The sequence below is a fragment of the Halorubrum sp. Eb13 genome (assembly GCF_002252895.1).
In the GTDB taxonomy this organism is placed as follows: domain Archaea; phylum Halobacteriota; class Halobacteria; order Halobacteriales; family Haloferacaceae; genus Halorubrum.
This window is the reverse complement of sequence record NZ_NHPE01000042.1, coordinates 56,006-77,219: the sequence shown is the minus strand read 5'-3', so window position 1 is coordinate 77,219 and position 21,214 is coordinate 56,006. Positions and strand designations below refer to the sequence as shown.

15 protein-coding genes and 1 tRNA gene are annotated in these 21,214 nt (G+C 69.2%); 8 read left to right on the top strand and 8 right to left on the bottom strand.

Going from position 1 to position 21,214, the window contains the following annotated elements; translation table 11 throughout:
- Positions 1 to 93: 93 nt before the first annotated feature.
- Positions 94 to 528 carry an ester cyclase gene (locus DJ75_RS04920; protein WP_094523103.1) on the bottom strand — a complete coding sequence of 145 codons (435 nt, stop codon included), beginning with the start codon at positions 526 to 528 and terminating at the stop codon, positions 94 to 96.
- 570 nt (positions 529 to 1,098) lie between these two features.
- On the opposite strand from DJ75_RS04920, the gene folP reads away from it, so the two are divergent.
- The 3 genes from folP to DJ75_RS04905 all read left to right on the top strand — a co-directional run bounded on the left by folP (position 1,099) and on the right by DJ75_RS04905 (position 6,394).
- Positions 1,099 to 3,543: a dihydropteroate synthase gene (gene folP, locus DJ75_RS04915; RefSeq protein WP_094523101.1), complete on the top strand. Its 2,445-nt coding sequence runs from the start codon at positions 1,099 to 1,101 to the stop codon at positions 3,541 to 3,543.
- Positions 3,544 to 3,784: 241 nt separating this feature from the next.
- Complete coding sequence (locus DJ75_RS04910; RefSeq protein WP_094523099.1) at positions 3,785 to 5,197, top strand: aspartate aminotransferase family protein; 1,413 nt, start codon at positions 3,785 to 3,787, stop codon at positions 5,195 to 5,197.
- A 765-nt stretch (positions 5,198 to 5,962) separates the two neighbouring features.
- Positions 5,963 to 6,394, top strand: a complete 432-nt coding sequence (locus tag DJ75_RS04905; protein ID WP_094523097.1) for a universal stress protein — start codon at positions 5,963 to 5,965, stop codon at positions 6,392 to 6,394.
- A gap of 9 nt (positions 6,395 to 6,403) precedes the next feature.
- On the opposite strand, the gene DJ75_RS04900 is transcribed toward DJ75_RS04905, so the two are convergent.
- From DJ75_RS04900 to DJ75_RS04890, 4 genes are all read right to left on the bottom strand, one after another.
- Positions 6,404 to 7,609, bottom strand: a complete 1,206-nt coding sequence (locus DJ75_RS04900) for an inorganic phosphate transporter (protein WP_094523095.1) — start codon at positions 7,607 to 7,609, stop codon at positions 6,404 to 6,406.
- Positions 7,610 to 8,099: 490 nt separating this feature from the next.
- Positions 8,100 to 8,274: transfer RNA gene (locus DJ75_RS18500), tRNA-Trp, on the bottom strand.
- A 160-nt stretch (positions 8,275 to 8,434) separates the two neighbouring features.
- The gene (locus tag DJ75_RS04895) at positions 8,435 to 8,656 is read right to left on the bottom strand and encodes a DUF5795 family protein (protein WP_094523093.1); all 222 of its coding nucleotides are present in this window, start codon (positions 8,654 to 8,656) and stop codon (positions 8,435 to 8,437) included.
- Between the two features lie 75 nt (positions 8,657 to 8,731).
- Complete coding sequence (locus tag DJ75_RS04890) at positions 8,732 to 9,766, bottom strand: DUF5794 domain-containing protein (protein ID WP_094523091.1); 1,035 nt, start codon at positions 9,764 to 9,766, stop codon at positions 8,732 to 8,734.
- Between the two features lie 672 nt (positions 9,767 to 10,438).
- On the opposite strand from DJ75_RS04890, the gene guaB reads away from it, so the two are divergent.
- The 3 genes from guaB to DJ75_RS04870 all read left to right on the top strand — a co-directional run bounded on the left by guaB (position 10,439) and on the right by DJ75_RS04870 (position 14,729).
- Positions 10,439 to 11,926, top strand: a complete 1,488-nt coding sequence (gene guaB / locus DJ75_RS04880) for an IMP dehydrogenase (protein WP_094523087.1) — start codon at positions 10,439 to 10,441, stop codon at positions 11,924 to 11,926.
- Positions 11,927 to 12,064: 138 nt separating this feature from the next.
- On the top strand, positions 12,065 to 12,652 hold the full coding sequence (locus tag DJ75_RS04875; protein WP_094523085.1) for a HalX domain-containing protein: 588 nt from the start codon (positions 12,065 to 12,067) through the stop codon (positions 12,650 to 12,652).
- 109 nt (positions 12,653 to 12,761) lie between these two features.
- Positions 12,762 to 14,729, top strand: a complete 1,968-nt coding sequence (locus DJ75_RS04870) for a DEAD/DEAH box helicase (RefSeq protein ID WP_094523083.1) — start codon at positions 12,762 to 12,764, stop codon at positions 14,727 to 14,729.
- Between the two features lie 22 nt (positions 14,730 to 14,751).
- Here the strand turns inward: DJ75_RS04870 and DJ75_RS04865 are convergent, their stop codons facing one another.
- Entirely contained in the window at positions 14,752 to 15,819 is a 1,068-nt protein-coding gene (locus tag DJ75_RS04865; protein ID WP_094523081.1) for a phytoene/squalene synthase family protein, read from the bottom strand.
- A gap of 198 nt (positions 15,820 to 16,017) precedes the next feature.
- Here DJ75_RS04865 and DJ75_RS04860 point away from each other — a divergent pair, with 198 nt between their 5' ends.
- A complete protein-coding gene (locus DJ75_RS04860; protein WP_094523079.1) occupies positions 16,018 to 17,163 on the top strand; it encodes an acyl-CoA dehydrogenase family protein in 1,146 nt (381 codons plus the stop codon).
- Positions 17,164 to 17,181: 18 nt separating this feature from the next.
- Here DJ75_RS04860 and DJ75_RS04855 read toward each other — a convergent pair whose 3' ends face one another.
- Together DJ75_RS04855 and DJ75_RS04850 are read right to left on the bottom strand one after the other, a co-directional pair.
- Positions 17,182 to 19,221, bottom strand: a complete 2,040-nt coding sequence (locus DJ75_RS04855) for a PH domain-containing protein (RefSeq protein WP_094523077.1) — start codon at positions 19,219 to 19,221, stop codon at positions 17,182 to 17,184.
- Entirely contained in the window at positions 19,218 to 19,682 is a 465-nt protein-coding gene (locus DJ75_RS04850) for a PH domain-containing protein (RefSeq protein ID WP_094523075.1), read from the bottom strand. Before DJ75_RS04850 ends, DJ75_RS04855 begins: the two co-directional genes overlap by 4 nt.
- A gap of 209 nt (positions 19,683 to 19,891) precedes the next feature.
- Between DJ75_RS04850 and DJ75_RS04845 the strand changes: the two genes are divergently transcribed.
- A complete protein-coding gene (locus tag DJ75_RS04845; protein WP_094523073.1) occupies positions 19,892 to 21,202 on the top strand; it encodes a Glu/Leu/Phe/Val dehydrogenase in 1,311 nt (436 codons plus the stop codon).
- Positions 21,203 to 21,214 lie beyond the last annotated feature (12 nt).

Below are 21,214 nucleotides of genomic sequence, written 5' to 3'. Positions count from 1 at the left end.
GGGCCGTTCGTCACCTTCCGAGATAAGACGAAATACTTGGAGGGAGAGCGTGGCGGTTCGAGCGGGATGGCGTCACGGGGCGGAGCGGCCGTCTCAGATGCGCAGGTGGGCCGGCGGGTCGACGACCTCGAGCTGTTCGAGCAGGCCGAGCCGGTCCTCTTCGATCCAGATCTCGACGATCTCGTCGCCTTCGATGCGGTACATCGCGATGCCGGTCCACTCGACGGTGTGGCCGGTCGGTTCGATGTCGCGGTACTGGCCGGTGTGGGTCCCGGCGACGGTGTATCGAACGGTGACGAGGTCGTCCTCCGCCGTCATCGCCTCCGTGGTTCCGCCGTAGTCGGGGAACGTCTCGAAGTGCGCGTCGAGGAAGCCGAGTATCTCCTCGATCCCGTGCAGCTCCTCGACGATCCCGTGCTCGACGACATCCTCGGCGAGCAGCTCGGTCATCCGGTCCCGGTCCTGTTCGTTGAACGCCTTCAGGTAGTCGCGTACCAGTTCTCGGTTTGGGGATTGCGTCTCTGACATAGGTACACCTCGGTCGATTCCGCTCGGATCAGGGCCGCCCGGTCGCTGTGGGCGCCGTTCGAACGATCGGCCGTATTCGTGTTAGATGTTATCATTAATCGTCGCATTCGACGTTCGGAGCGTTGCGGAGGTGCCTCAGTCGGTCGGGTTCTCGTTTCGGCGACCGGTCGGTTCGTCGTCGTCTCCCGATCCCGATCCGAGCCCGGACCCGGGAACCGACCGCCTTCCGGACGCGGTAAACCCGAACTTCCCAGTGAACTGGGACGTAGAGATTCGGATCCACGACCGACCAGTCGGACGACAGGACTCGGGGCGGAGGCGTATCCGGGGGTCCGTCGCTCCCGACGAACGCAACCGGTCAAGACCCCGGAAACTGCCACGACTCGGTCCCCGGCGCCGTCGCTCGCCGTGAGATCTGCCTTCCACCGGCTACCGGCCGACGATCGCTTTCCCGTCTCCCGGACGGAACGGCCCTGAACGCCCGTAATACGCGTCCGCGAACCTCCTCGCCGAGGCGGCTCCGTGCCGGCGGGGAAAAACCGATAAACCGTTCGCCCTACTCCCTTTGATATGGAATACCACGAGGCGGCGAACTTCCTCTTCGACCTCCGCCGGTACCCACCGGCCGAGGGCGTCGAGTCGACGCGACGCCTGCTCGACCACCTCGACGGCCCCGGCGAGGAATTGCAGGTCGTTCAGGTGGCGGGGTCGAACGGGAAGGGGAGCACCGCTCGCATGGTCGAGAGCGTGCTGCGGCAGGCCGGATACGACGTCGGCATCTACACCTCGCCCCACTTGAACGACGTCAGAGAGCGGATACGCCTCGACGGGCGAACGGTCTCGAAGCAGGCCGTCACCGAATTCGTCGAGCGGGTGGAACCCTACGTGAACGATCGGACGGCCGAGGGCGACCCGCCGACGTTCTTCGAGGCGCTCACGGCGCTCGCCGTCTGGTCGTTCGCCCGCGCAAACGTGGACGTCGCCGTATTAGAGGTCGGCATCGGCGGCCGGTACGACGCGACGAGCGCGCTGGATACCGATGCGGCGGCAGTCACGAGCGTCTCGCTCGAGCACACGGACATGCTCGGTGACACCGTCGAGGAGATCGCCCGGGACTTGGCCGCCGTCGCCCCCGCCGACGCGCCCCTCGTGACCGCCGCGACCGGCGCGGCGCTGTCGGCCGTCGAGTCGGTCGCCGACGTCTACCGTGTCGGAACCGCCGCCGACGCCGACCTCCGGGTGACCGACGGCGGCCGCGAGGGCTTAGAACAGGCCGTCGGGATCGAAACCGACGACTGGTCGGCGAGGACGTCCCTCCCGTTGCTGGGCGCGTACCAGGTCCGCAACGCCGGCGTCGCCGCGGCGCTGGCCCGGCAGTTCGACGGCGTCTCCCCGGCCGCCGTCGAGCGCGGGCTCCGGAACGCGCACTGGGCTGGCCGCTTCGAGGTGATGGAACGGAATCCGCTCGTCGTGCTGGACGGCGCGCACAACCCGGCCAGCTGCGAGGGGGTGGCCGAGACGCTCTCGACGTTCGAGTGCGACTCGCTCCACATCGTCTTCGGCGCGATGTGCGATAAGGACATTGCGGAGATGGCGGCGGCGCTGCCGGACGCCGACCGCGTCTACGCCTGCCGGCCGGACCTCGAACGAGCGGAGACGCCAGCGATACTCGCGTCGGCGTTCGACGACGCCGTCGACGCGGGCACGCGAGGGTCCGTGGCCGACGCCGTCGACGCCGCGCTGTCGGCCGCCGACGCGGGCGACGCCGTGCTGATCTGCGGATCGTTACGGGTCGTCGCGGAGGCCCGCCGGCGCTGGACGCGGCTGCACGTGCCTCGGCGGGTCGACGACCTCGAAACCGCCGCCGCGGTCATGGAGGCCGCCGACGTGAGCGCCGGCGACGTCCAGCGGGCGCGTGCGGACGGCGTGCACCGAGTCGTTACCACCCGACTCTCCCCCCGCCAGGCCGATCACGTGAGGCGGGAGTTGCTGTCGATCGGCGGCCGGTGCGTCGTCTCCGGGCTCTCGACGCGCGGCCGCGAACCCGTCGACATCGCATTGATGGGGACGGTCGCGCAGTTCCGACGGCTCCTCGACGCGCTCGACGGCGAGCCCCACGGCCTCGAGGTCGTGGGCGACGACCTCCGGGAGACGCTGGACCTCGAAGCCGCGTCCGAAACGGACACGGACGCTGCGGTCTATCCGTGGGACTCCGGGACCGCGGTCATGGGCGTGTTGAACGTCACGCCGGACTCGTTCCACGACGGCGGGCGCTTCGAGGCCCGGGACGACGCCGTCGCCCGCGCCGAGGCGATGGTCGAAGCCGGCGCCGATATCGTCGACGTCGGCGGGGAGTCGACCCGACCGGGCGCCGATCCCGTGCCGGTCGACGAGGAGATCGACCGCGTGCGCCCGGTCGTCGAGGCGCTGGCCGATCTCGACGTGTTCGTCTCGATCGACACCCGGAAGGCCGCGGTGGCGAGGGCGGCGCTCGCGGCCGGCGCGGACGTGCTCAACGACGTCTCGGGGCTCGAAGACCCGGAGATGCGGCTGGTCGCCGCCGAACACCAAGTGCCGGTGGTCGTGATGCACTCGATAGAGACGCCGGTCGATCCCGACGTCGACGTCGAGTACGACGACGTGGTCGACGACACGCTGGCTGCGCTCTCCGAGCGGGTGCTCTTGGCGGAGAAGGCCGGGCTTGACCGGTCGCAGATCATCGTCGATCCGGGACTCGGATTCGGCAAGTCGGCCGTCGAGAGCTTCGAGCTCTTGGGCCGCCTCGACGAGTTCCGGGCGCTCGGCTGCCCGGTGCTCGTCGGCCACTCGCGGAAGTCGATGTTCGGGCTCGTCGGACGCGAGGCGTCCGGAGACCGCCTTCCCGCGACCCTCGCGGCGACGTCGCTGGCGGCCGACCGCGGCGCCGACATCGTCCGGGTCCACGACGTGGCGGAGAACGTCGCGGCGGTGCGGACCGCCGAGATGGCCGCGGACCCGGGCGTCGACGACCGGTGACCGCGGTCGACGCGGTCGCCGTGTCGCCGACGCTCTTCATGAGTATCCGCCGATCATTGTGTTTGAGTGTTAGAACCACTTCGGCTAGATTCTGATTCAAATGATAAGTGGTAGGTCCTGAGAGAATTACATTTATTGAACAATGTTCAAATAAGACTTTTTAGCTAGTACACAGACTCCCTGAAATAGATATTATTGCACAATCACTAATTATATACATCCTCGCGCAAATTCCTGTCACATGGTAGCAAGCCCACCGATCGACGAGCTCCACTTCTCGATGGAGCCTGACGTGGAGCCGGTACCCGGGCCGCAAACGGAGCGGCTGCTGGAACGGCAACGGGAGGTCGACAGCAACGCGGTCGCGTACCCGCGCCGCATACCGGTGGCGCTCGAGGAGGCCAAGGGCGCGACCATCAGGGACGTCGACGGAAACACGTTCCTCGACTTCTTCGCCGGCATCGGCGTGTTGAACGTCGGCCATTCCAACCCGTACGTGCTGGAGGGGGTCCACGAGCAGCTCGATAAGCTCACCCATACGGTGGACTTCCCCACCGAGGCGCGGATCGAGTTCATCGAACGGCTCAACGACATCGCGCCCGACGGTCTCTCCGGAAACAGCAAGGTCATCTTCGGCGGACCGAGCGGCAGCGACGCGATCGAGGGGTCGATCAAGCTCGCCAAACACAACACCGGCCGCCACGGAACCCTCGCCTTCGAGGGGTCGTACCACGGGACGACCGCCGGGGCGCTCAGCCTCACCGCCGGCAAGGCGTACAAGGAGGGATACGGCCCGCTGTTGGCCGACGCCGTCCACGTCCCGTTCCCCAACCCCAGCGAGCCGGGGCCGAGCGGTGACGTCGAGTCGTTCTGTCCCGCCGAGAACTGCTGTCAGGCGGGTACCTGTGCCCGTGCGCTGGACGCGGTTCAACGGAAGTTCGAGGGCCCGTACGGGGGCCACGAGTCGCCCGCGGGGATCTGGGTCGAGCCGATCCAGGGCGAGGGCGGCGTCGTCGTCCCGCCGGAGGGGTTCCTCGAGGGGCTCCGCGACATCGCGGACGACAACGACGCGATGCTGATCTTCGACGAGATCCAGACCGGGTTCGGGCGTACCGGCGAGTGGTTCGCGGCCGAGCACTGGGACGTGACGCCGGACGCGATGACGATGGCGAAGGGGATCGGCGGCTCGGGGCTCCCCATCGGCGCGATGATGTATCACGAGGAGTACGACACGTGGGGGCCGGGCGGTCACGTCGGCACGTTCCGCGGGAACGTCCCCGCGTTCGTCGGCGGGACGCGCGCGATCGAGTACGTCGAAGAGCACGACCTCCTCGACCACGCGACGGAGGTCGGGGGGTACATCCGGTCGCGGTTCCGCGAGCTCGCCGAGGACGTCCCCGAGATCGTCGATATCCGCGGAAAGGGGCAGTTCACGGGCGTCGAGTTCGAGGTGGACGGCGGACCCTCGAAGTCGCTCGTCGAATCGATCCAGCGCGAGTGCTACCACAGGGGCGTGCTCGTGTGGTACGCCGGACGCCACAAGAGCGTCCTTCGCCTGCTCCCGCCGCTCGTGTTGACGCAGCGCCAGGCGGAGGTCGGCATGGACATCATCACCGAATCGGTCCGCGACGTCCTCGCGGACCACGGCGAGTGAACGCGGACGGTTACGCACCGCCGAGCGCCGCCGGATACCGGTCCGTTCCGGGCGCAATCGCCGGTCGATCCGTCTGATCGCCCGCGATCGAAGAGCCGTCCCGGCGGTCGCGGTGACTCACGCGTCGGTCCCGGGAGACGACGGCGGCGCGTGACGGTTTCGGGTCGTCTGCTCCGAGCCATCAATAATATTTAAATACCGTTATATAACGCGTATTCTCAAATTGTATAGGTATATAAGAGCGTTCAGGACCCTACGGAGAGCGATCTGAGATCGGAGCGAAGCCGCAGAGAGAAACATCGAATCGAGAGGGTCAAACCAGCTGAAAAGGGCTGAAGCGTCTCATCCCGAGGCGATCGACTGTAGCGGAGTCGTCAGAGTCTGCCAAGGATCGGTTCCCGTCCGAAACAGTCTAAAACGGAGTTTCACGCGCTCCAACTCGCTCTCCGCCTGCAGAGATTGTCGGTCGCAGATCAGCCGTTCGACTCCGATCGCGAATCGCGCTTCGGGCTCGGGAGACGGAGAAGTATATTCAGACTGTCTTATATTTCTAACTGATAGGTATGCGGACAGTATCGGTGCGCGACCCGGAAACGACGCCGGTCGCGCCGGGCACCGTTACCGCCGCGGCGGCCAGAATCACGGCCCCGATCCGAACGAGATCGCCGACCGCTCGTCGGATCGTGTCGCCGACTCGCGGCGGTCGGCCGGGGACGCGCGTAGAACGACCATCGTTACTATGTGCAGGCGGGTCCGAAACGTCGTATGGCGCCATCTCACGTCCTCGTCCCGCTCGACGGGTCGCCGCTGGCCGACGAGGCGCTCACGCGGGCGCTCGACCTCTTCGACTGCCGGGTGACCGTCCTGAACGTGGTGACCCCGATCGACGCGGGGATGAGCGAGGGCGGCATTCTCGAACCCGGCGAGGAGCGTCAGGAGACCGCGCGTGAAGGGGCCGACCGCATCGTCGAGCGGGCGAGAGCGCGGGCCGCGGAGGTCGATCGAGAGATCGACACGGCGGTGGAGAGCGGCGACCCGGCCGAGGTCATTCTCGACTACGTCGACGCTCACGACGTCGATCACGTGGTGATGGGCGGGCACGCTGACGAGCGGGGAAGTATCGCCCGCCGGGTGCTCGGCACCGTGGCCACCAGCGTCGTCGCCGAGGCCCCCGTCACCGTGACCGTCGTTCGCTGATCCGGGCCCTCACCCGCCGAGCACCGCGGCGAAGGCCTTGTAGAGCCCGAACCCGATCGCGATGGAGGCGACGAGCGTGATGAGCCAAAACGCGAGGGTCACGCCGATCTTCCGACGGGAGACGCCCGCCGAGCCGCCGGCGAGCCCCCCGCCGATGACCCCGGAGATGATGATGTTGTTGAACGATATCGGGATCCCCAAAGCGATGGCCAGCTGCGCGATGATGAACCCGGGAACCAGCGCGGCGATCGAGCGCCTGACCCCCAGCTGCGCGTACTCGCGGGAGGTCGCTTGGAGGAGCTTCGGCGCCCCCATCCAGGCGCCGGCGAGGATGCCGGTCGCGCCGAGCGCGAGCAGGACGACGCCGGGAAGTCCGAGTTCGACCCCGTAGAGGTTCTCGAGCGGGCCGGTCGCCAGCCCGACCTGACTGCCGCCGCTGGAGAAGGCGACGACGCTCCCGAGGACGATGAGGAACGTCCGAATGCCGCCCTCGACCGACGCCTGGGTCCGGCGCCGAATGAGCAGGAACCACGCCGCGGCGGCCGTCAGCGTGACGAGCACCACCACGGGGTCGACATCGGCGACCATCGGCGTCTCGACCTGCCGCGCGATGAATCCCGCGACGGAGCTCTGGCTCGCGTCGGGCGGCGACGGGATGACGCCCAACTGCACGTTGGCGACGATGCCGCCGACGACCGCCGCGAGTAGCGGGACGCCGACCGTCTCCGGGATGTCGTCGCGCCGGAGAATGGTGGCGGTGAGATAGGCGAGCCCGCCCGAAACGGGGGGGACGAGCAACCAGAAGAGCCCGATGCGGCGGTAGGTGTCTATGGCGGGGTCGCCGCCGAGCGAGAGGCCGACGCCGACCATCGCTCCCGTCGTCGCGAACGCCGCCGGCACCGGGTAGCCGGTGTAGACGCCGAAGGCCATGAAGCCGGTCGCGGTCAGCAGTCCCGCCGTCGCCGCCAGCGACGTTATCTGGACGCCGTTGATGAGCCCCGCCCCGACCGTCTCGGAGATCGCTCCGCCCTGCGTGAGCGCGCCGAGCGCGGCGAGGATGCCGATGAGGAAGGCCGCCCGCATCGTTGAGATGGCGTTGGCGCCGATCGCCGGGGCGAACGGCGGCGAGTTGCTGTTGGCGCCGAGCGCCCACGCCGTGGCGAGGCTGGTGAGCGTCGCCAGCACAACGAGCGCCCAGAAGACGGTTCCCGCCACGGTCAACGGCCTCCGCTGACGGGGGTTCGAACCATACCACCCACTTCGACAGAGCCCGTGGTTAAACGTTCCCCCGACGGGGCGAGGATCACGGCGAACAGCCGACCGATCTCCGGTCCCGCTGTTCGCTCGCAACCGTCGTCGAGACGTGGTACGCCGGGAGGTCCGCGAGGAGGGACACGTCGAGGCGTGCGAGCCCTTCGATTCCGGGATTCAGACCGGCCTGTGAGCCAAGTCGATGCCACCGAATGAACCCCTTTCTTTCGTGTGCATCATGGGGACTGTCTCTACTTCGTGAACGTAGCTCGCGGCCGCGACGGTGACGCGGTAGGCGTTGGTGCGGTGGATTCCCCCCGTCTCTATCGGGTCATCGACTTCGAGGTCGATCAGAGTGGGTACGGGCGCCCGTGAGCGACCGGGCCGGAGTACCGATCTTGGAGGAGGTGCAATAGTTGCTACTAGAGGTGATACGGTAGCGTGAAGACCGTTATGGGGCCGGAGGGATTTGAACCCCCGATCGACTGATATCTCCGGTGCGCCTCGGAACTCCAGAGGGTCGTCAACGCGAGCGATGATCAGTCGCCCGCTCGGTATATCAGTCTGGAGTGTCGTCCCGGGCACGAACCTCTGGAGTCAGTCGCCATGCCTGGCTTGGCCACAGCCCCACGCGGTATCGCATTAGGTGGTTGCCGAAACGCGGATAAAGGGGTTTCGATCGCGAGCGATCGGGTGACGACAGGGCGACGCGAGCGATCGAGTGACGACAGGGCGACGCGAGCGGCGCCGTTACCGAGCGAGGTCCGACCGCTGTTCCCGGCGATAGCCTCAGCGGTCGTCGTCGCTCCAGTCGCACTCCTGGCATTTGAACCCGGTGACGAACTCGGTGACGCTCGGCATGTAGCCGACGGTGATGACGTCGCCGCCGCACTCGGGGCAGTCCCGCTCGGCGTCCGCGATGGACTCGGCTTCGAGCACCGACTCGCCTTCGACCAGCTCCGCGAGCTTCTCGGGCGTCACCATTCGGCCCTGCACGACGCGATTGGACATACGTCGCGTAGACGGCGGAGCACCTAAACCCCGGCGACACGCCGGTGTGGGGAGCCGCCGATCGCGACGCGACGCCTACAGCCAGGGCGCCCGGGAGTCGTCGTCGGTGAACGGGTCCGACTCGTCGTCGCCCGCGTCGCGGTCGCCGCCGTTGGCCAGCACCGCCACGTCGTCGTCCACGATCGGCCCGGGCGCGTCCGGCGGGGCGTCGAGCGGCGGGTCGGTCGGCGCGGGATCTCCGTCCGCGGGCGCCTCGTCGGAGCCTCCCTCCTCGTCGGCGTCTTCGTCGTCGCCGTCGCGGGGACCGTCGCCCGGCCCGTCCTCGTCGCCCGGCGAGTCGCCGCCGGAGTCCGCGACGGGACCGGCGTTCGGGTCGTACGCGAAGAGCGTGGTGACGGCGAGGACGGCCAGCGCGATGGGCGCCTCGGTCTGCATCAGGTCGAACGGACCGAGCAGGATCGGGAGCGCGAGCACGCCGAGCGCGACCGCCGAACCGAACCGGAAGCGGTCGATGTCGACGCGGCCCCGGAGGTGCGGCGACAGCAGCGCGACCGCGAGGGCGAACGAGACGCCGACGCCCGCCGCGGCGGCGCCGTTAACGACGTACTCCGGCGAGGTCATCTCGCCCGGGCGCACGGCGAAGCCGGCAGGGTCGAAGCTCGCGACGAACCCGAGCGCGATGATGACGCCCGGGCTCGGGAGGTACTCGCCGATCTCCGAGCTCGCGGTCTTGGCGGCGATCGTGAGGATCACCAGCCCCGCGAACCGCTCGAAGACGTGGAGGTCGAGGAACGCCTTGAACGTCGGCGCGAACGCCGCCTCGATCGCCGCGATGGGAACGACCACCGCGCCGATCAACAACACGGAGGTCGCCATCTCCCGGCGGCTCCCGTCCATTTCGGCGAGGATCACGGCCGCGGTGGCCGACCCGCCGAAGATGAGGATCCCGGTCTCGACGACGCCGGTGGCGGTGCCCAACACGCCGGCGATGACTAACGCCGGGAAGATGCCGTCGATCAGCGGCAGCACCATGACGGTCGCGAGCAGCTTCGTCGCGCTGCCCACCTGCCGCTCTAAGCGGAGCGCTATCGGGTGGCGTGAAACGCTCATTCAGGGGCGATGTCCCTGACCGACGGGTACACGGTGGGAAGCAGACGACCCGCGATAGCCGAGGGCCCGGCGTGCGGAGTCGAAGCCGCGAGCGGCCCGACCAGCCCATGTAAAGAGTTTGCGCGGATTGCCGGCTGTAAAGGAGGCGCCGAGGGTGCGGATCGGCTGGCCGGCGGTGCGCGCGTTCACGGGACTGTCGGAGTCCATACTCTATATACGCGTTTCGGTTGCGTTAAAGGTTGTGTGAGACCTGTCCGCACGACACGGACGATCGCTGTATCTCATTTAAAAAGGCGGGTACGAACCGGTGACGAATCCCGGATTTCGCCGGCGATCCGTCGACGGCGCCGGCGTTAGAGCGCCGATCCGTGGGAGACGGCTCGCGGACGTGCCTGTCGAACTGTGACACGCGAGAGCCGAGGGCGGGTGATCGAAGGCGAGAGCCGAGTGCGGGTGATCGAAGGGAGGTCGCAGGCGCCTCGTCCGTGGAGAGCGCGAGGCTGGCACTCGCGCCGAACGCCTGACGAGCACCCGTGCCGGTCAGGTTCGATATCGGCTCCGCCGCGCGCGATATGATCCACACCCGTGCATATATATCGAACTCGAATGAGAATGAGGTGCACGTCCGTGCGGACTCGCAACGTTTTTGATGCGGCACTCACGACGGTTTATATGGAGACCAACTCCGGTCGATTCTCTGCGAAGCTCGACGTGCCGGAAGCGCTGACGTTCGACGACGTGCTCCTCCGCCCCAAGGAGAGCCGGGTGGAGCCCGACGACGCCGACCTCTCCGCGCGCGTCTCGAAGAACGTCGAACTCACCGTGCCGGTCCTCTCGGCGGCGATGGACACCGTCACCGAGAGCGACCTAGCGATCGCGATGGCCCGGGAGGGCGGCCTCGGCGTCCTGCACCGCAACATGACCGTCGAGGAGACGGCCGCCGAGGTCGAGCGCGTCAAGCGCGCCCACGAGCTCGTCATCCGCCGCGAGAACGTCGTGACGGTCTCGCCCGACGACACCGTCCGCGAGGCCGACGCCGTGATGGAGCGACAGGGCGTCTCCGGCGCCCCGGTCGTCGACGCGGAGGACGCCGTCCTCGGCATCATCTCCGGGACGGACATCCGCCCCTACCTGGAGGTCGGCGAGGACGACGCCGTCAGCGAGGCGATGACGGACGAGGTCATCACCGCGTCGGAGGACGTCGACGCGCGCGAGGCGCTCGAACTGATGTACGACCACAAGATCGAGCGCGTCCCGATCGTCGACGGCGAAGACCGCCTCGTCGGGCTCATCACCATGCAGGGCATCCTCCAGCGCCGCGAGCACGAGGAGGCCGCCCGCGACGACAGGGGCCGCCTGTTGGCCGGCGTCGCCGTCGGCCCCTTCGAGGAGGAACGCGCGATCGCGGCCGACGAGGCCGACGTCGACGTGATCTTCATCGACTGCGCGCACGCCCACAACCTCAACGTGCTCGACTCCGCCCGCGCGATCAAAGAGACCGTCGACGCCGACGTCGTCGTCGGCAACGTCGGGACTCGCGAGGCCGCCGAGGCCGCCGTCGACTTCGCCGACGGGCTGAAGGTGGGGATCGGGCCGGGGTCGATCTGCACCACGCGCGTCGTGAGCGGCGCCGGGATGCCGCAGATGACCGCGGTCTCGGAGGTCGCGGACGTGGCGTCCCAGCAAGGCGTCCCGGTGATCGCTGACGGCGGGATCCGCTACTCCGGCGACGCGATCAAGGCGCTGGCCGCGGGCGCGAACGCCGTGATGCTCGGCTCGTACTTCGCCGGCACCGACGAGGCGCCCGGGCGCGTCATCACGATGCAGGGGAAGAAGTACAAGCAGTACCGCGGGATGGGCTCCGTCGGCGCGATGAAGTCCGGCGGCGGCGACCGCTATCTCAAGGAGGAGGACGAAGACGAGGAGTTCGTGCCCGAGGGCGTCGAGGCCGCGACGCCGTACAAGGGGAGCCTCGCCTCGGAGCTCCACCAGCTCACCGGGGGGATCTGCTCCGGCATGGGGTACGTCGGCGCCGCGACCGTCCCCGAGCTGCACGAGCGAGCCGAGTTCGTCCGCGTCTCCAGCGCCGGGCAGACCGAGGGCCACCCGCACGACGTGATGATCACCGACGAGGCGCCGAACTACAGCCCGAACGAGTGATCGCTCGCCGGATCGGCCGACGGTCGGCCCACGGTCCGACGGCGTTCGATAGCGGCGGCGTGGTCCCGAAGAGGTATTTTAATATAGTCCGCGAAGAGACGAAACGTGTGAGCGAACACGTCGTCGCTCCGAGAATCCATGAGTGAGCAACCGCCGCTGGTCCTCGTGGTCGAGGACGAACCAGATCTGGCCGACCTGTACGCCGCGTGGCTCGGCGACGAGTATCGCGTTCGAACCGCGTACGGCGGCCAGGAAGCGCTGGAGAACCTCGACGAAGTCGACGACGATGTCGATACGATCCTGTTGGACAGGCGGATGCCGGGGCTCTCGGGCGACGAGGTGCTGTCTGCCGTCCGCGAGCGCGGCATCGACTGCCGGGTCGCGATGGTCACCGCCGTCGAGCCCGACTTCGACATCCTGAAGATGGGGTTCGACGACTACCTCGTGAAACCCGTCACCAGCGACACCCTCAGGGAGACGGTCGCGGGGCTGTTGCGACGGGGAGAGTACGACACGGAGATGCAGGAGCTGTTCTCGCTGACCTCCAAGAAGGCGATGTTGGAGACCGAGAAGAGCGCCACGGAACTCGCCGACAACGACGAGTATCAGCGACTCACCGACCGCATCAACGAGCTCCGGTCGCGGGCCGACGAGTCGCTGGAGGCGGTCACCGAGGACGAAGACGACTTCGAGAAGCTGTTTCAGGACTTCGACGACGGGAACTGACGGCCCGAGGCGGCTCGGAACGCGACACGACCGGCGTCCGGAACCGAAACGCGGCTCCGCTTCCGCCCCGCCGACTGTTTAAATACGGTCCGGCCGAACCGACGACCGAATGCGCGTCAGCGACCTCCCGCTCGCCGAGCCGTACGTCGACCACTTCGCCGAGCGGGGGATCCGCGAGCTGTACCCGCCGCAGGCGGCCGCCGTCGACGCCGGCGTCTGCGACGGCGCGAACGTCGTCGCCGCGATCCCCACGGCCTCCGGGAAGACGTTCGTCGCCGAGCTCGGGCTGTTGACCGCGGACGGCCCGGGGCTGTACGTCTGTCCGCTCCGCGCGCTCGCCCGCGAGAAGTACGAGGCGTTCGCGTCGCTCCCCGGCGTCGACGTCGGCATCTCCACGGGCGACTTCGACGCCACGGGCGAGGCGCTCGCCGGCAACGACGTCGTCGTCGCGACCAGCGAGAAGGTCGACTCGGCGATCCGGAACGGCGCCGACTGGGTCGACGAGCTCGCCTGCGTCGTCGTCGACGAGGTCCACCTCCTCGGCGCCGAGCGACGCGGCCCGACCCTCGAAGTGACGCTCGCGACGCTCCGCCGCCGGAACCCCGACGTGCAGGTCGTCGCGCTCTCGGCCACCGTCGACAACCCGGAGGCGATCGCCGGGTGGCTGGACGCGACGCTCGTCGAGTCCGACTGGCGCCCGGTCGACCTCCGGACCGGCGTCGCCGTCGGCGGGCACGTCGACTTCGACGACGGGACGGCGATCGACGTCGCTGTCGCGGACGAGTCGAACCCCGAGACCGACGGTGACGACGACGACGGCCTCGACGACACCGAGGTCACGGCCGCCCTCGTCGCCGACACCGTCGCCGACGGCGGGCAGTGCCTCGCCTTCGTCCGGTCGCGGACCGAGGCGGTCGCGCTGGCGGAGCGGCTCGCCGAGGACGGCCTCGCGGGCGAGATGGGGATCGGGTCGGCCGCCGAGGCCGCCGCCGACGAGGTCGAGGCCGTCGACGGCACGGTCACCGGCCGACAGCTCGCCGACTGCCTCCGGTCGGGCGTGGCCTTCCACCACGCCGGGCTCCGCTCCGGGCACCGGTCCGTCGTGGAGGCGGCGTTCCGCGACCGCGACGCCGCCTGCATCTGCGCGACGCCGACGCTCGCGGCCGGAGTCAACGTCCCCGCGCGGCGCGTCGTGGTCCGCGACCAGAAGCGCTACGCCGGCTCGGCGATGGAGTGGCTCCCGACGCTGGAGGTCCACCAGATGTGCGGCCGCGCGGGCCGCCCCGGGCTCGACCCGCACGGCGAGGCGGTGCTCGTCGGCGACGAGGACACCGAGGCCGAGCTCGTCGAGCGCTACGTGGAGGGCGAGCCCGAGGCCGTCGAGTCGAAGCTCGCCGACCCCGCGTCGCTCCGGACGCACGTCCTCTCCGCGATCGCGACCGGCTTCGCCGAGACGGAAGAGGAGATACTCGGCGTCTTCGAGGGCACCTTCTACGCGCGGGAGGCGGGCGCCGGCGGCCTCGCGGACGCCGTCGCGGTCGCCGTCGACGACCTCGTCGCGGCCGGGATGGTCCGCCGGGAGACCGGCGGCGTCGACGCCTACCGGCTGGTCGCGACGCCCGTCGGCGAGACCACCTCGAAGCAGTACGTCAGACCGGAGACCGGCGAGCGGATCGTCGCCGGCCTCCGGACGGCCGCCGAGATGGCGAGCGCGACGACGCTCACCGTCTTCGAGGTGATCTGCGACACGCCCGACATGCAGGACACCTACCTCGGCAACGAGGAGCGCGCCGAGATATACCGCTTCGCCCGGGCGAACGCGGGTCAGCTGACCACGGCGATGGGCGAGACCGACGACTTCGAGGAGTGGCTGGAGTCGGTGAAGACCGCGCGGATCCTCGACGAGTGGATCGGCGGCGCCACCGTCGAGGAGCTCGTGGAGGCGTACCGGATCGGCCCGGGCGACCTCGACTCGCGGATCGAGCGCGCCGAGTGGCTGCTGAGCGCGGCGGAGGCGCTGGCGGAGACGACCGGCCTCAGCGTGCCGGCGGTCTCGCGGGCGAGAGCGCGGCTCTGAAATCCGTCAGAAGAGTCGTCCGTCAGTCCGCGGGCTCGACGGCCCGGTGAAACGGGGTCCGGGAGATCGTCCGCCGGAGGTCGGCCAGCGAGTCGCGGCCGACCTCGCCGGCGACGGACATCACCGCGAACACCTCCTGTCTGGAGACTTTCACGCCGGTCTCGGTGAGCGCGTCCTCGGGCCGGGAGTTGAGCTCGCGGAGGGTGCCGACCGCGAGCAGGTACGGGACGGTCCACGCCTCCATCGTGTTCCCGTTCGAGAGGGGCATCGTCTCCAGGTACGCCTGCGCGTCGTCGAGGAACGACCGGGCGTACTCGGCGGTGCGCCCGACGACGCGGGCCGACGACTCCCGGTTCTCGGGGTGGACGACGCGCTCCTGCTCGACCCCCTCGTCGGCCAGCCACTCGGCGGGGAGGTAGACGTTGTTCTCCTCCGTGTAGTCGTCGTACACGTCCTTCGAGACGTTGACGAGCTGGAGGAGGAGCCCGAACTCCTCGGCGGTGTCGCGGAGGCGCCGCGCCCGCTCCTCGCCGACGTCGCCGCGGGTGAGGAGGTTCGTGATGAGGTTGCCGACGGTGCCGGCGGCGTAGTAGCAGTACTGCTCTAACTCGTCGCGGTCGTCGATGCGAAGCCCGCCCTCGGTGGCGTGGCGGTCGACGAACATCGCCATCCCGTCGACCATCTCCAGCACGGGCGGGACGATGGCCTCGCGGGCCTCGGGATCGAGGTCCTCGAACGTCGCCACGATCGTCGGGGCCTCGGCGACGACCTCCCAGTCCTCGTCGCGCTCGGCGGGCGCCGGGAGCCACTCGTCGACGGCGTCGCGGAACTCGGCGATGTCGACGTCCGAACCCGGGTCGACGGCGTCGCGGTAGGTGCGCAGTACGTCGCTTTGCGCCTCGGGAGGGATGTGACCCGCGTCCTCGACGGTGTCGGCGACTCGACAGAGGAGGTACCCGACGCAGATCTGCGAGGCCATCGGCTCCTCTAACACGTCGACCGTCAGCGCGAAGGTCCGAGAAACGCCCTGAACCGCCTCGTGACACCACGGAAGGTCGGGCTCGGCGGGACCGTGTGCTCGTCCGCTCATTCGGTTACCGACACTTACGGCACAACGCATAAAAAGCCTCGTGGAACGAGCCGGGCTCTGCACCCCCGACGGGCGTCGATTCCGACGGGGTTCGAGGGACGGGATCGACCGACTGCGCTCCGAAGGGCGGCGAGAAACCTCGCCCCCGTGTAGGATCGTGTAGAAACCGATAAGTCGCCGTGCGCGGGAGTGTACGGCATGGACTTCGCGCTCTCCGAGGAACAGCGTCAGATCCGCGACACGGTCGCGGAATTCGTCGACGAGGAGGTCGTCCCACGGGCCGCCGAGATCGACGAGACCGACGAGTTCCCGGCCGACCTGATCGACGAGATGGCCGAACTCGGGCTCATGGGAATGCCGTTCCCCGTCGAGTACGAGGGCGCCGGGCTCGACTACCACAGCTACGCGATCGGCCTCGCCGAGATCTCGCGCGGCTCGGGCGGGCTCGGGACCGTCGTCGCCGCCCACACGTCGCTCGCGGGGAACATGCTGTACGAGTTCGGCGACGAGCGACAGAGGGAGGAGTACCTCACCGCCTTGAACACGGGCGAGGACGTCGGGGCGTTCGCGCTCTCTGAGGCCGAGGCCGGCTCGGACGTGCCAGCCATGACGACCACGGCCGAGCCCGACGGCGACGGCTACGTCGTCGACGGGGGGAAGCTCTGGATCTCGAACGGCTCCGTCGCCGACACGATCACCCTGTTCGCGAAGACCGACCCCGACGCCGGCCGGAAGGGGATTTCCTCGTTCGTCGTGCGCCCCGAGGAGGACGACGGGTTCATCGTGGAGGGGACGGAGGACAAGCTCGGCGATAAGGGGTGTCCGACCGCCGAGCTCCGCTTCGACGACATGTGGATCCCCGAGGACCGGCGGCTCGGCGAGGAGGGGGAGGGGTTCGTGCAGGCGCTGAAGACGCTGAACGGCGGCCGGATCACGATCGCGGCGCGGTCCGTCGGCATCGCGCGGGCCGCGCTCGACGAGGCGAAGTCGTACGCGCAGGAGCGGGAGCAGTTCGACCACGCCATCGCCGACTTCCAGGCGATCCAGCACAAGCTCGCCGACATGGACACGAAGGCCCGCGCCGCGGAGCTGTTGATGCACGAGGCCGCGGACCTGAAGATGCGCGACGAGGACTACATCAAAGAGGCCGCGCAGGCGAAGCTGTACGCCTCGGAGATCTCCCGCGAGGTCGCGAACGAGGGAATCCAGATCCACGGCGGCTACGGCTACACGAAGGACTTCCCCGCCGAGCGCTTCTACCGAGACGCGAAGCTCTCGGAGATATACGAAGGGACGAGCGAGGTCCTGCGGAACACCATCGCTCAGCAGTTGCTCGACGAGTAGGCGGCCGCGGACGCCTCGCTACTTTTCGTCGCCCGCGGATCCGCCGTCGCTCTCGGCCGGATCCTCCGCGGTCTCCTGGTTCGACGTCCCTCCATCCGACGTCCTCTCCTCGCCGGTCTCCTCGTCCGGCGTCCCCTCGTCGGCCTCTCCGTTCCGTCCGCCCCGCTGATGGGCCACGTCGGCGTCCGAGGGGAACCGGTCGACGGCGTACTCGCCGGTGTCGATCCGCTCCGCGGGCTCGGAGTAGTCGCGGTCGGTCGTGGAGAAGTCCGGCCGGACCACCCCGTCGTCGGGGATCTCGGGTTCGTCCTCGGCGTCGACGGGGTCGGAGTCGGCATCGGAGCCGGAGTCGGAGGAATCCCCGCTCTGGGTGTCGCCGCGTTCGGCATCTCGGTCGGCGTCGGGGATCCCGGCGTCTCCCGCGGTCGCGGCGTCGTCGTCTCCGGTGTCGGCGTCGTTGCCAGCCCCGGCCCGTCCGGCACCGGCGGCCTCTTCGGCGTCTGCGACGTCCACCCCGTCGGCGTCGTCGTCGGGACCCGCCTCGACCGCCTCGTCGACGTCGCCCTCGAACCACTCGAAGCGGTCGCGGCGGTCCCGCTGGGTGGTGAGCGCCGACTGGAGCCGCTCCTGTAACTCCTCTCTGAGCTCGATCGCCTCGTCGAGCTCGAAGTCGACGGCGGCCGCCGACGTGCCGCTGAACGAGCTGCTCCCGGCGGTGTCGGCGACGATCGTCGCCACGTTCCACCGGCGCTGGAATATCGTCCGGCTGTCGATGACGGTCTGGATCCGGTAGTAGGGGACGACGGTCACCGTTCGGCTCCAGAACCCGTTGCGCGTGAGCAGGTGGTCGTCGCCGAGCCAGTAGCCGCGGTGCTTCCACTTCAGGTGCGCCGCCGGCGGCACCGCAAGCAGGAGGACGGCGGGGCCGTACCACGGGAGGTCCGGAGTCACGAACCAGTCGACGGCGAAGGCGACCCCGACGAGGACCGCGACGGCGATGACGTACCGGAAGACGTAGCGCCACCGGATCCGCTTCGGCGGCCGGGAGAACGTCGGCGTCCCGAACGACTCCACCTCGTGGGCGAGCCGGTAGACGCGGTCCGTCGTCGCGATGGGGACCGCCGCCTGACTCCCCCCGTCGGCGGACTGGCCGGGGGCGTAGCCGGCGGTCTCGATCGAGAGGCTCGCGTACCCGAGCACCCGCTTCGCCGGGTTGTCGGAGACCGTCAGCGTCTGGACCTTCTCGGTCGGGATCGAGCCGCTGTATCGCCGGAACAGGCCGCGCTCGTACCTGAGCTCGTCGCCGGCGCGCGAGAGACGGAAACCGTAGTAGTTCGAGAACGCGACCCCCGCGCCGAGGATCCACGACACGAGGAACAGCCCGCCGACTGCGACGATGGCGGTCGCGGTGAGCGCGGTGGCGGACGCCTCGGGGATGAATCCCGAGAGCACCGGGACCGATCCCGAGCTCAGAAAGACCAGCAGACCGATGAGCCGGCCGTCGAACGACAGCGCGCCGACCAGGGCGAGCTCGCCCGGCGAGATGGCGAACAGCTCCTCCTCCGCCGGCCCGACGGCGTCGCGGTCGGCGCCGTCGGCGGCGCCCTCAGTCGCGCTCGCTTCGCCGGCCGAGGAGCCGGACTTGCGGCGCTGGACCTCGCGGCGGAGCCGGGTCGCCTCCGCCGGCTTGACGAAGCGGATCGACCCCTCGGTGGAGGAGCCGCCGGCGGTCTCCAAGTCGACCGCGGCGATCCCGATCGCCCGCTGGATCACGCTCTGGCTCACGTCGACGTTCTGGATCCGGCGGTAGGGGATCTCCCGCTCGCGCCGCGAGATGACCCCGGAGGAAATGTCGAGGGTGTCCGCCGTGAGCTCGTAGTCGAAGCGCCGGTAGTAGGCGGTCTCGTACGCGAGCGCCGCGATGAGGATCGCGCCGCCGGCCGCCGCCGCCGCCGGGAGCCCCCAGTCGTTGCTGTTCGCGACGAAGAAGGCGACCACGACGAATCCCGACACCTTCTGGAGCGCGCGGTACGGGACCGACTGGGGCGCGAGCTTCACACCGCGTCCTCCCCGTCCGCGCGGATCGCCAGTCGCTTCAGCTCCTCGCGGAGGTCGCTCGCGCCGTCCGGCGTCAGTCCCGGAATCCGGACGTCCGCGCCGCGGGAGCCGGCCGTGTACACGACGCAGGAAGCGAGCCCGACGCCGCGCTCGACCGGGCCGCGCCGGGAGTCTACGTGTTGGATCCGCACCAGCGGCACCGTCGTCCGGACCTGCGTAACCACGCCGCGGTCGAGGTACAGCGCGTCCTCGCGGATCTCGTAGCTCCACCGTCGGTACTTGAGCACGGCGTGGACCACGCCGAGCGCGAGGACGACGCCGCCGGCGGCGAAGGGCGCCCACATCGGGAGGCGGCCGATGTAGAACCCGCCGGCGAAGGGGAGAGAGAAGACCGCCGCGACGATCACCGCGCGGAGGATCCACACGATCCGAATCCGGGGATGCAGCGACTGTGCCATCATCGAGGCTCCCCCGCCGCGTGTCCGCGTATCATACGCCGTCGTTGTCGGCGCCGACGTATAAGTCCGGGCGAAACGGGTCGCCATCAGGCCCCGGAGACGCCCGTGATAGTCCTCGCACTGAGGGCGCACTCGACGCATTTGAGAGGTACTCTCTACCGGGGTCAAGTATTGCCGAAACCGATATCACCCGGGCCCGAGTCGGGCCGAATATGGCGGACGATCCGTTCGAGAACATGCTGGCACAGATGGACCGCGCGGAGGAGTACGCCGACGTGGATCACGGCGTCTTCGAGCGGCTCAAACACCCCGAGCGGACGCTCAAAGTCACCCTCCCGGTCGAACTCGACTCGGGGGAGGTCGAGGTGTTCGAGGGGTACCGCTGCCAGTTCGACAGCGCGCGCGGGCCGTTCAAGGGCGGCGTCCGGTTCCATCCGACCGTCAGCCAGCGCGAGGTCGAGGCGCTCGCGGGGTGGATGACCTGGAAGACCGCGCTCGTCGACCTCCCGTACGGCGGCGCCAAGGGCGGCGTGATCTGCGAGCCGAAGGACCTCACCCAGAACGACTTGGAGAGCCTCACCCGTCGGTACACGGAGGGCATCCGGCGGATGATCGGCCCCGAGACCGACGTGCCCGCGCCGGACATGAACACGAACCCGCAGACGATGGCGTGGATGATGGACACCTACTCGATGTACGAGGGCCACTCCGTCCCGCAGGTCGTCACCGGCAAGCCGCTGGAGGTCGGCGGGACGCCCGGACGGGTCGAGGCCACGGGACGCGGCGTCTCCATCGTCACCGAGCGGCTCTTCGAGTACCTCGACCGCGACCTCTCGGAGGCGACCGTCGCGATCCAGGGGTTCGGCAACGTCGGGTCGAACGCGGCCCGGCTCCTCGACGAGGCCGGCGCCCGGATCGTCGCCACCTCCGACGTGACCGGCGCCGCCTACGACCCCGACGGGCTCGACGTGAGCGCGCTCGCCGCGCACGTGAGCGCCGGCGGGCTGATCGAGGAGTACGTGGCCGGCGATCTGCGGGCGACGCCGGACAGCGGGCGAGCGACCGACGGCGGCGAGCGCTGGGACGACCCCGACGCGATCGGCAACGACGAGCTGCTGAGGCTCGACGTCGACGTCCTGATCCCGGCCGCCGTCGAGGGCGTGATCACCGCCGACAACGTCGACTCCCTGCGCGCGTCGTCCATCGTCGAGGCCGCGAACGGGCCCACGACCGTCGCCGCCGACGAGGCGCTGACCGAGCGCGACGTGCAAGTGGTGCCGGACATCCTCGCGAACGCCGGCGGCGTCATCGTCTCGTACTTGGAGTGGGTCCAGAACGCTCAGGAGTTCTCGTGGCCGCTTGAGACGGTAAACGCGGAGCTCGAACGCCGCATCGGGACGGCGTTCGACCAGACGATCGACCAGTACGACGAGAAGGGGCTCCCGGACCTCCGGACCGCGGCGTACACCCTCGCGCTCGAACGCACGGCGAGTGCCCACGAGTACCGCGGTCTCTTCCCGTAGAGGGCCGGCGCC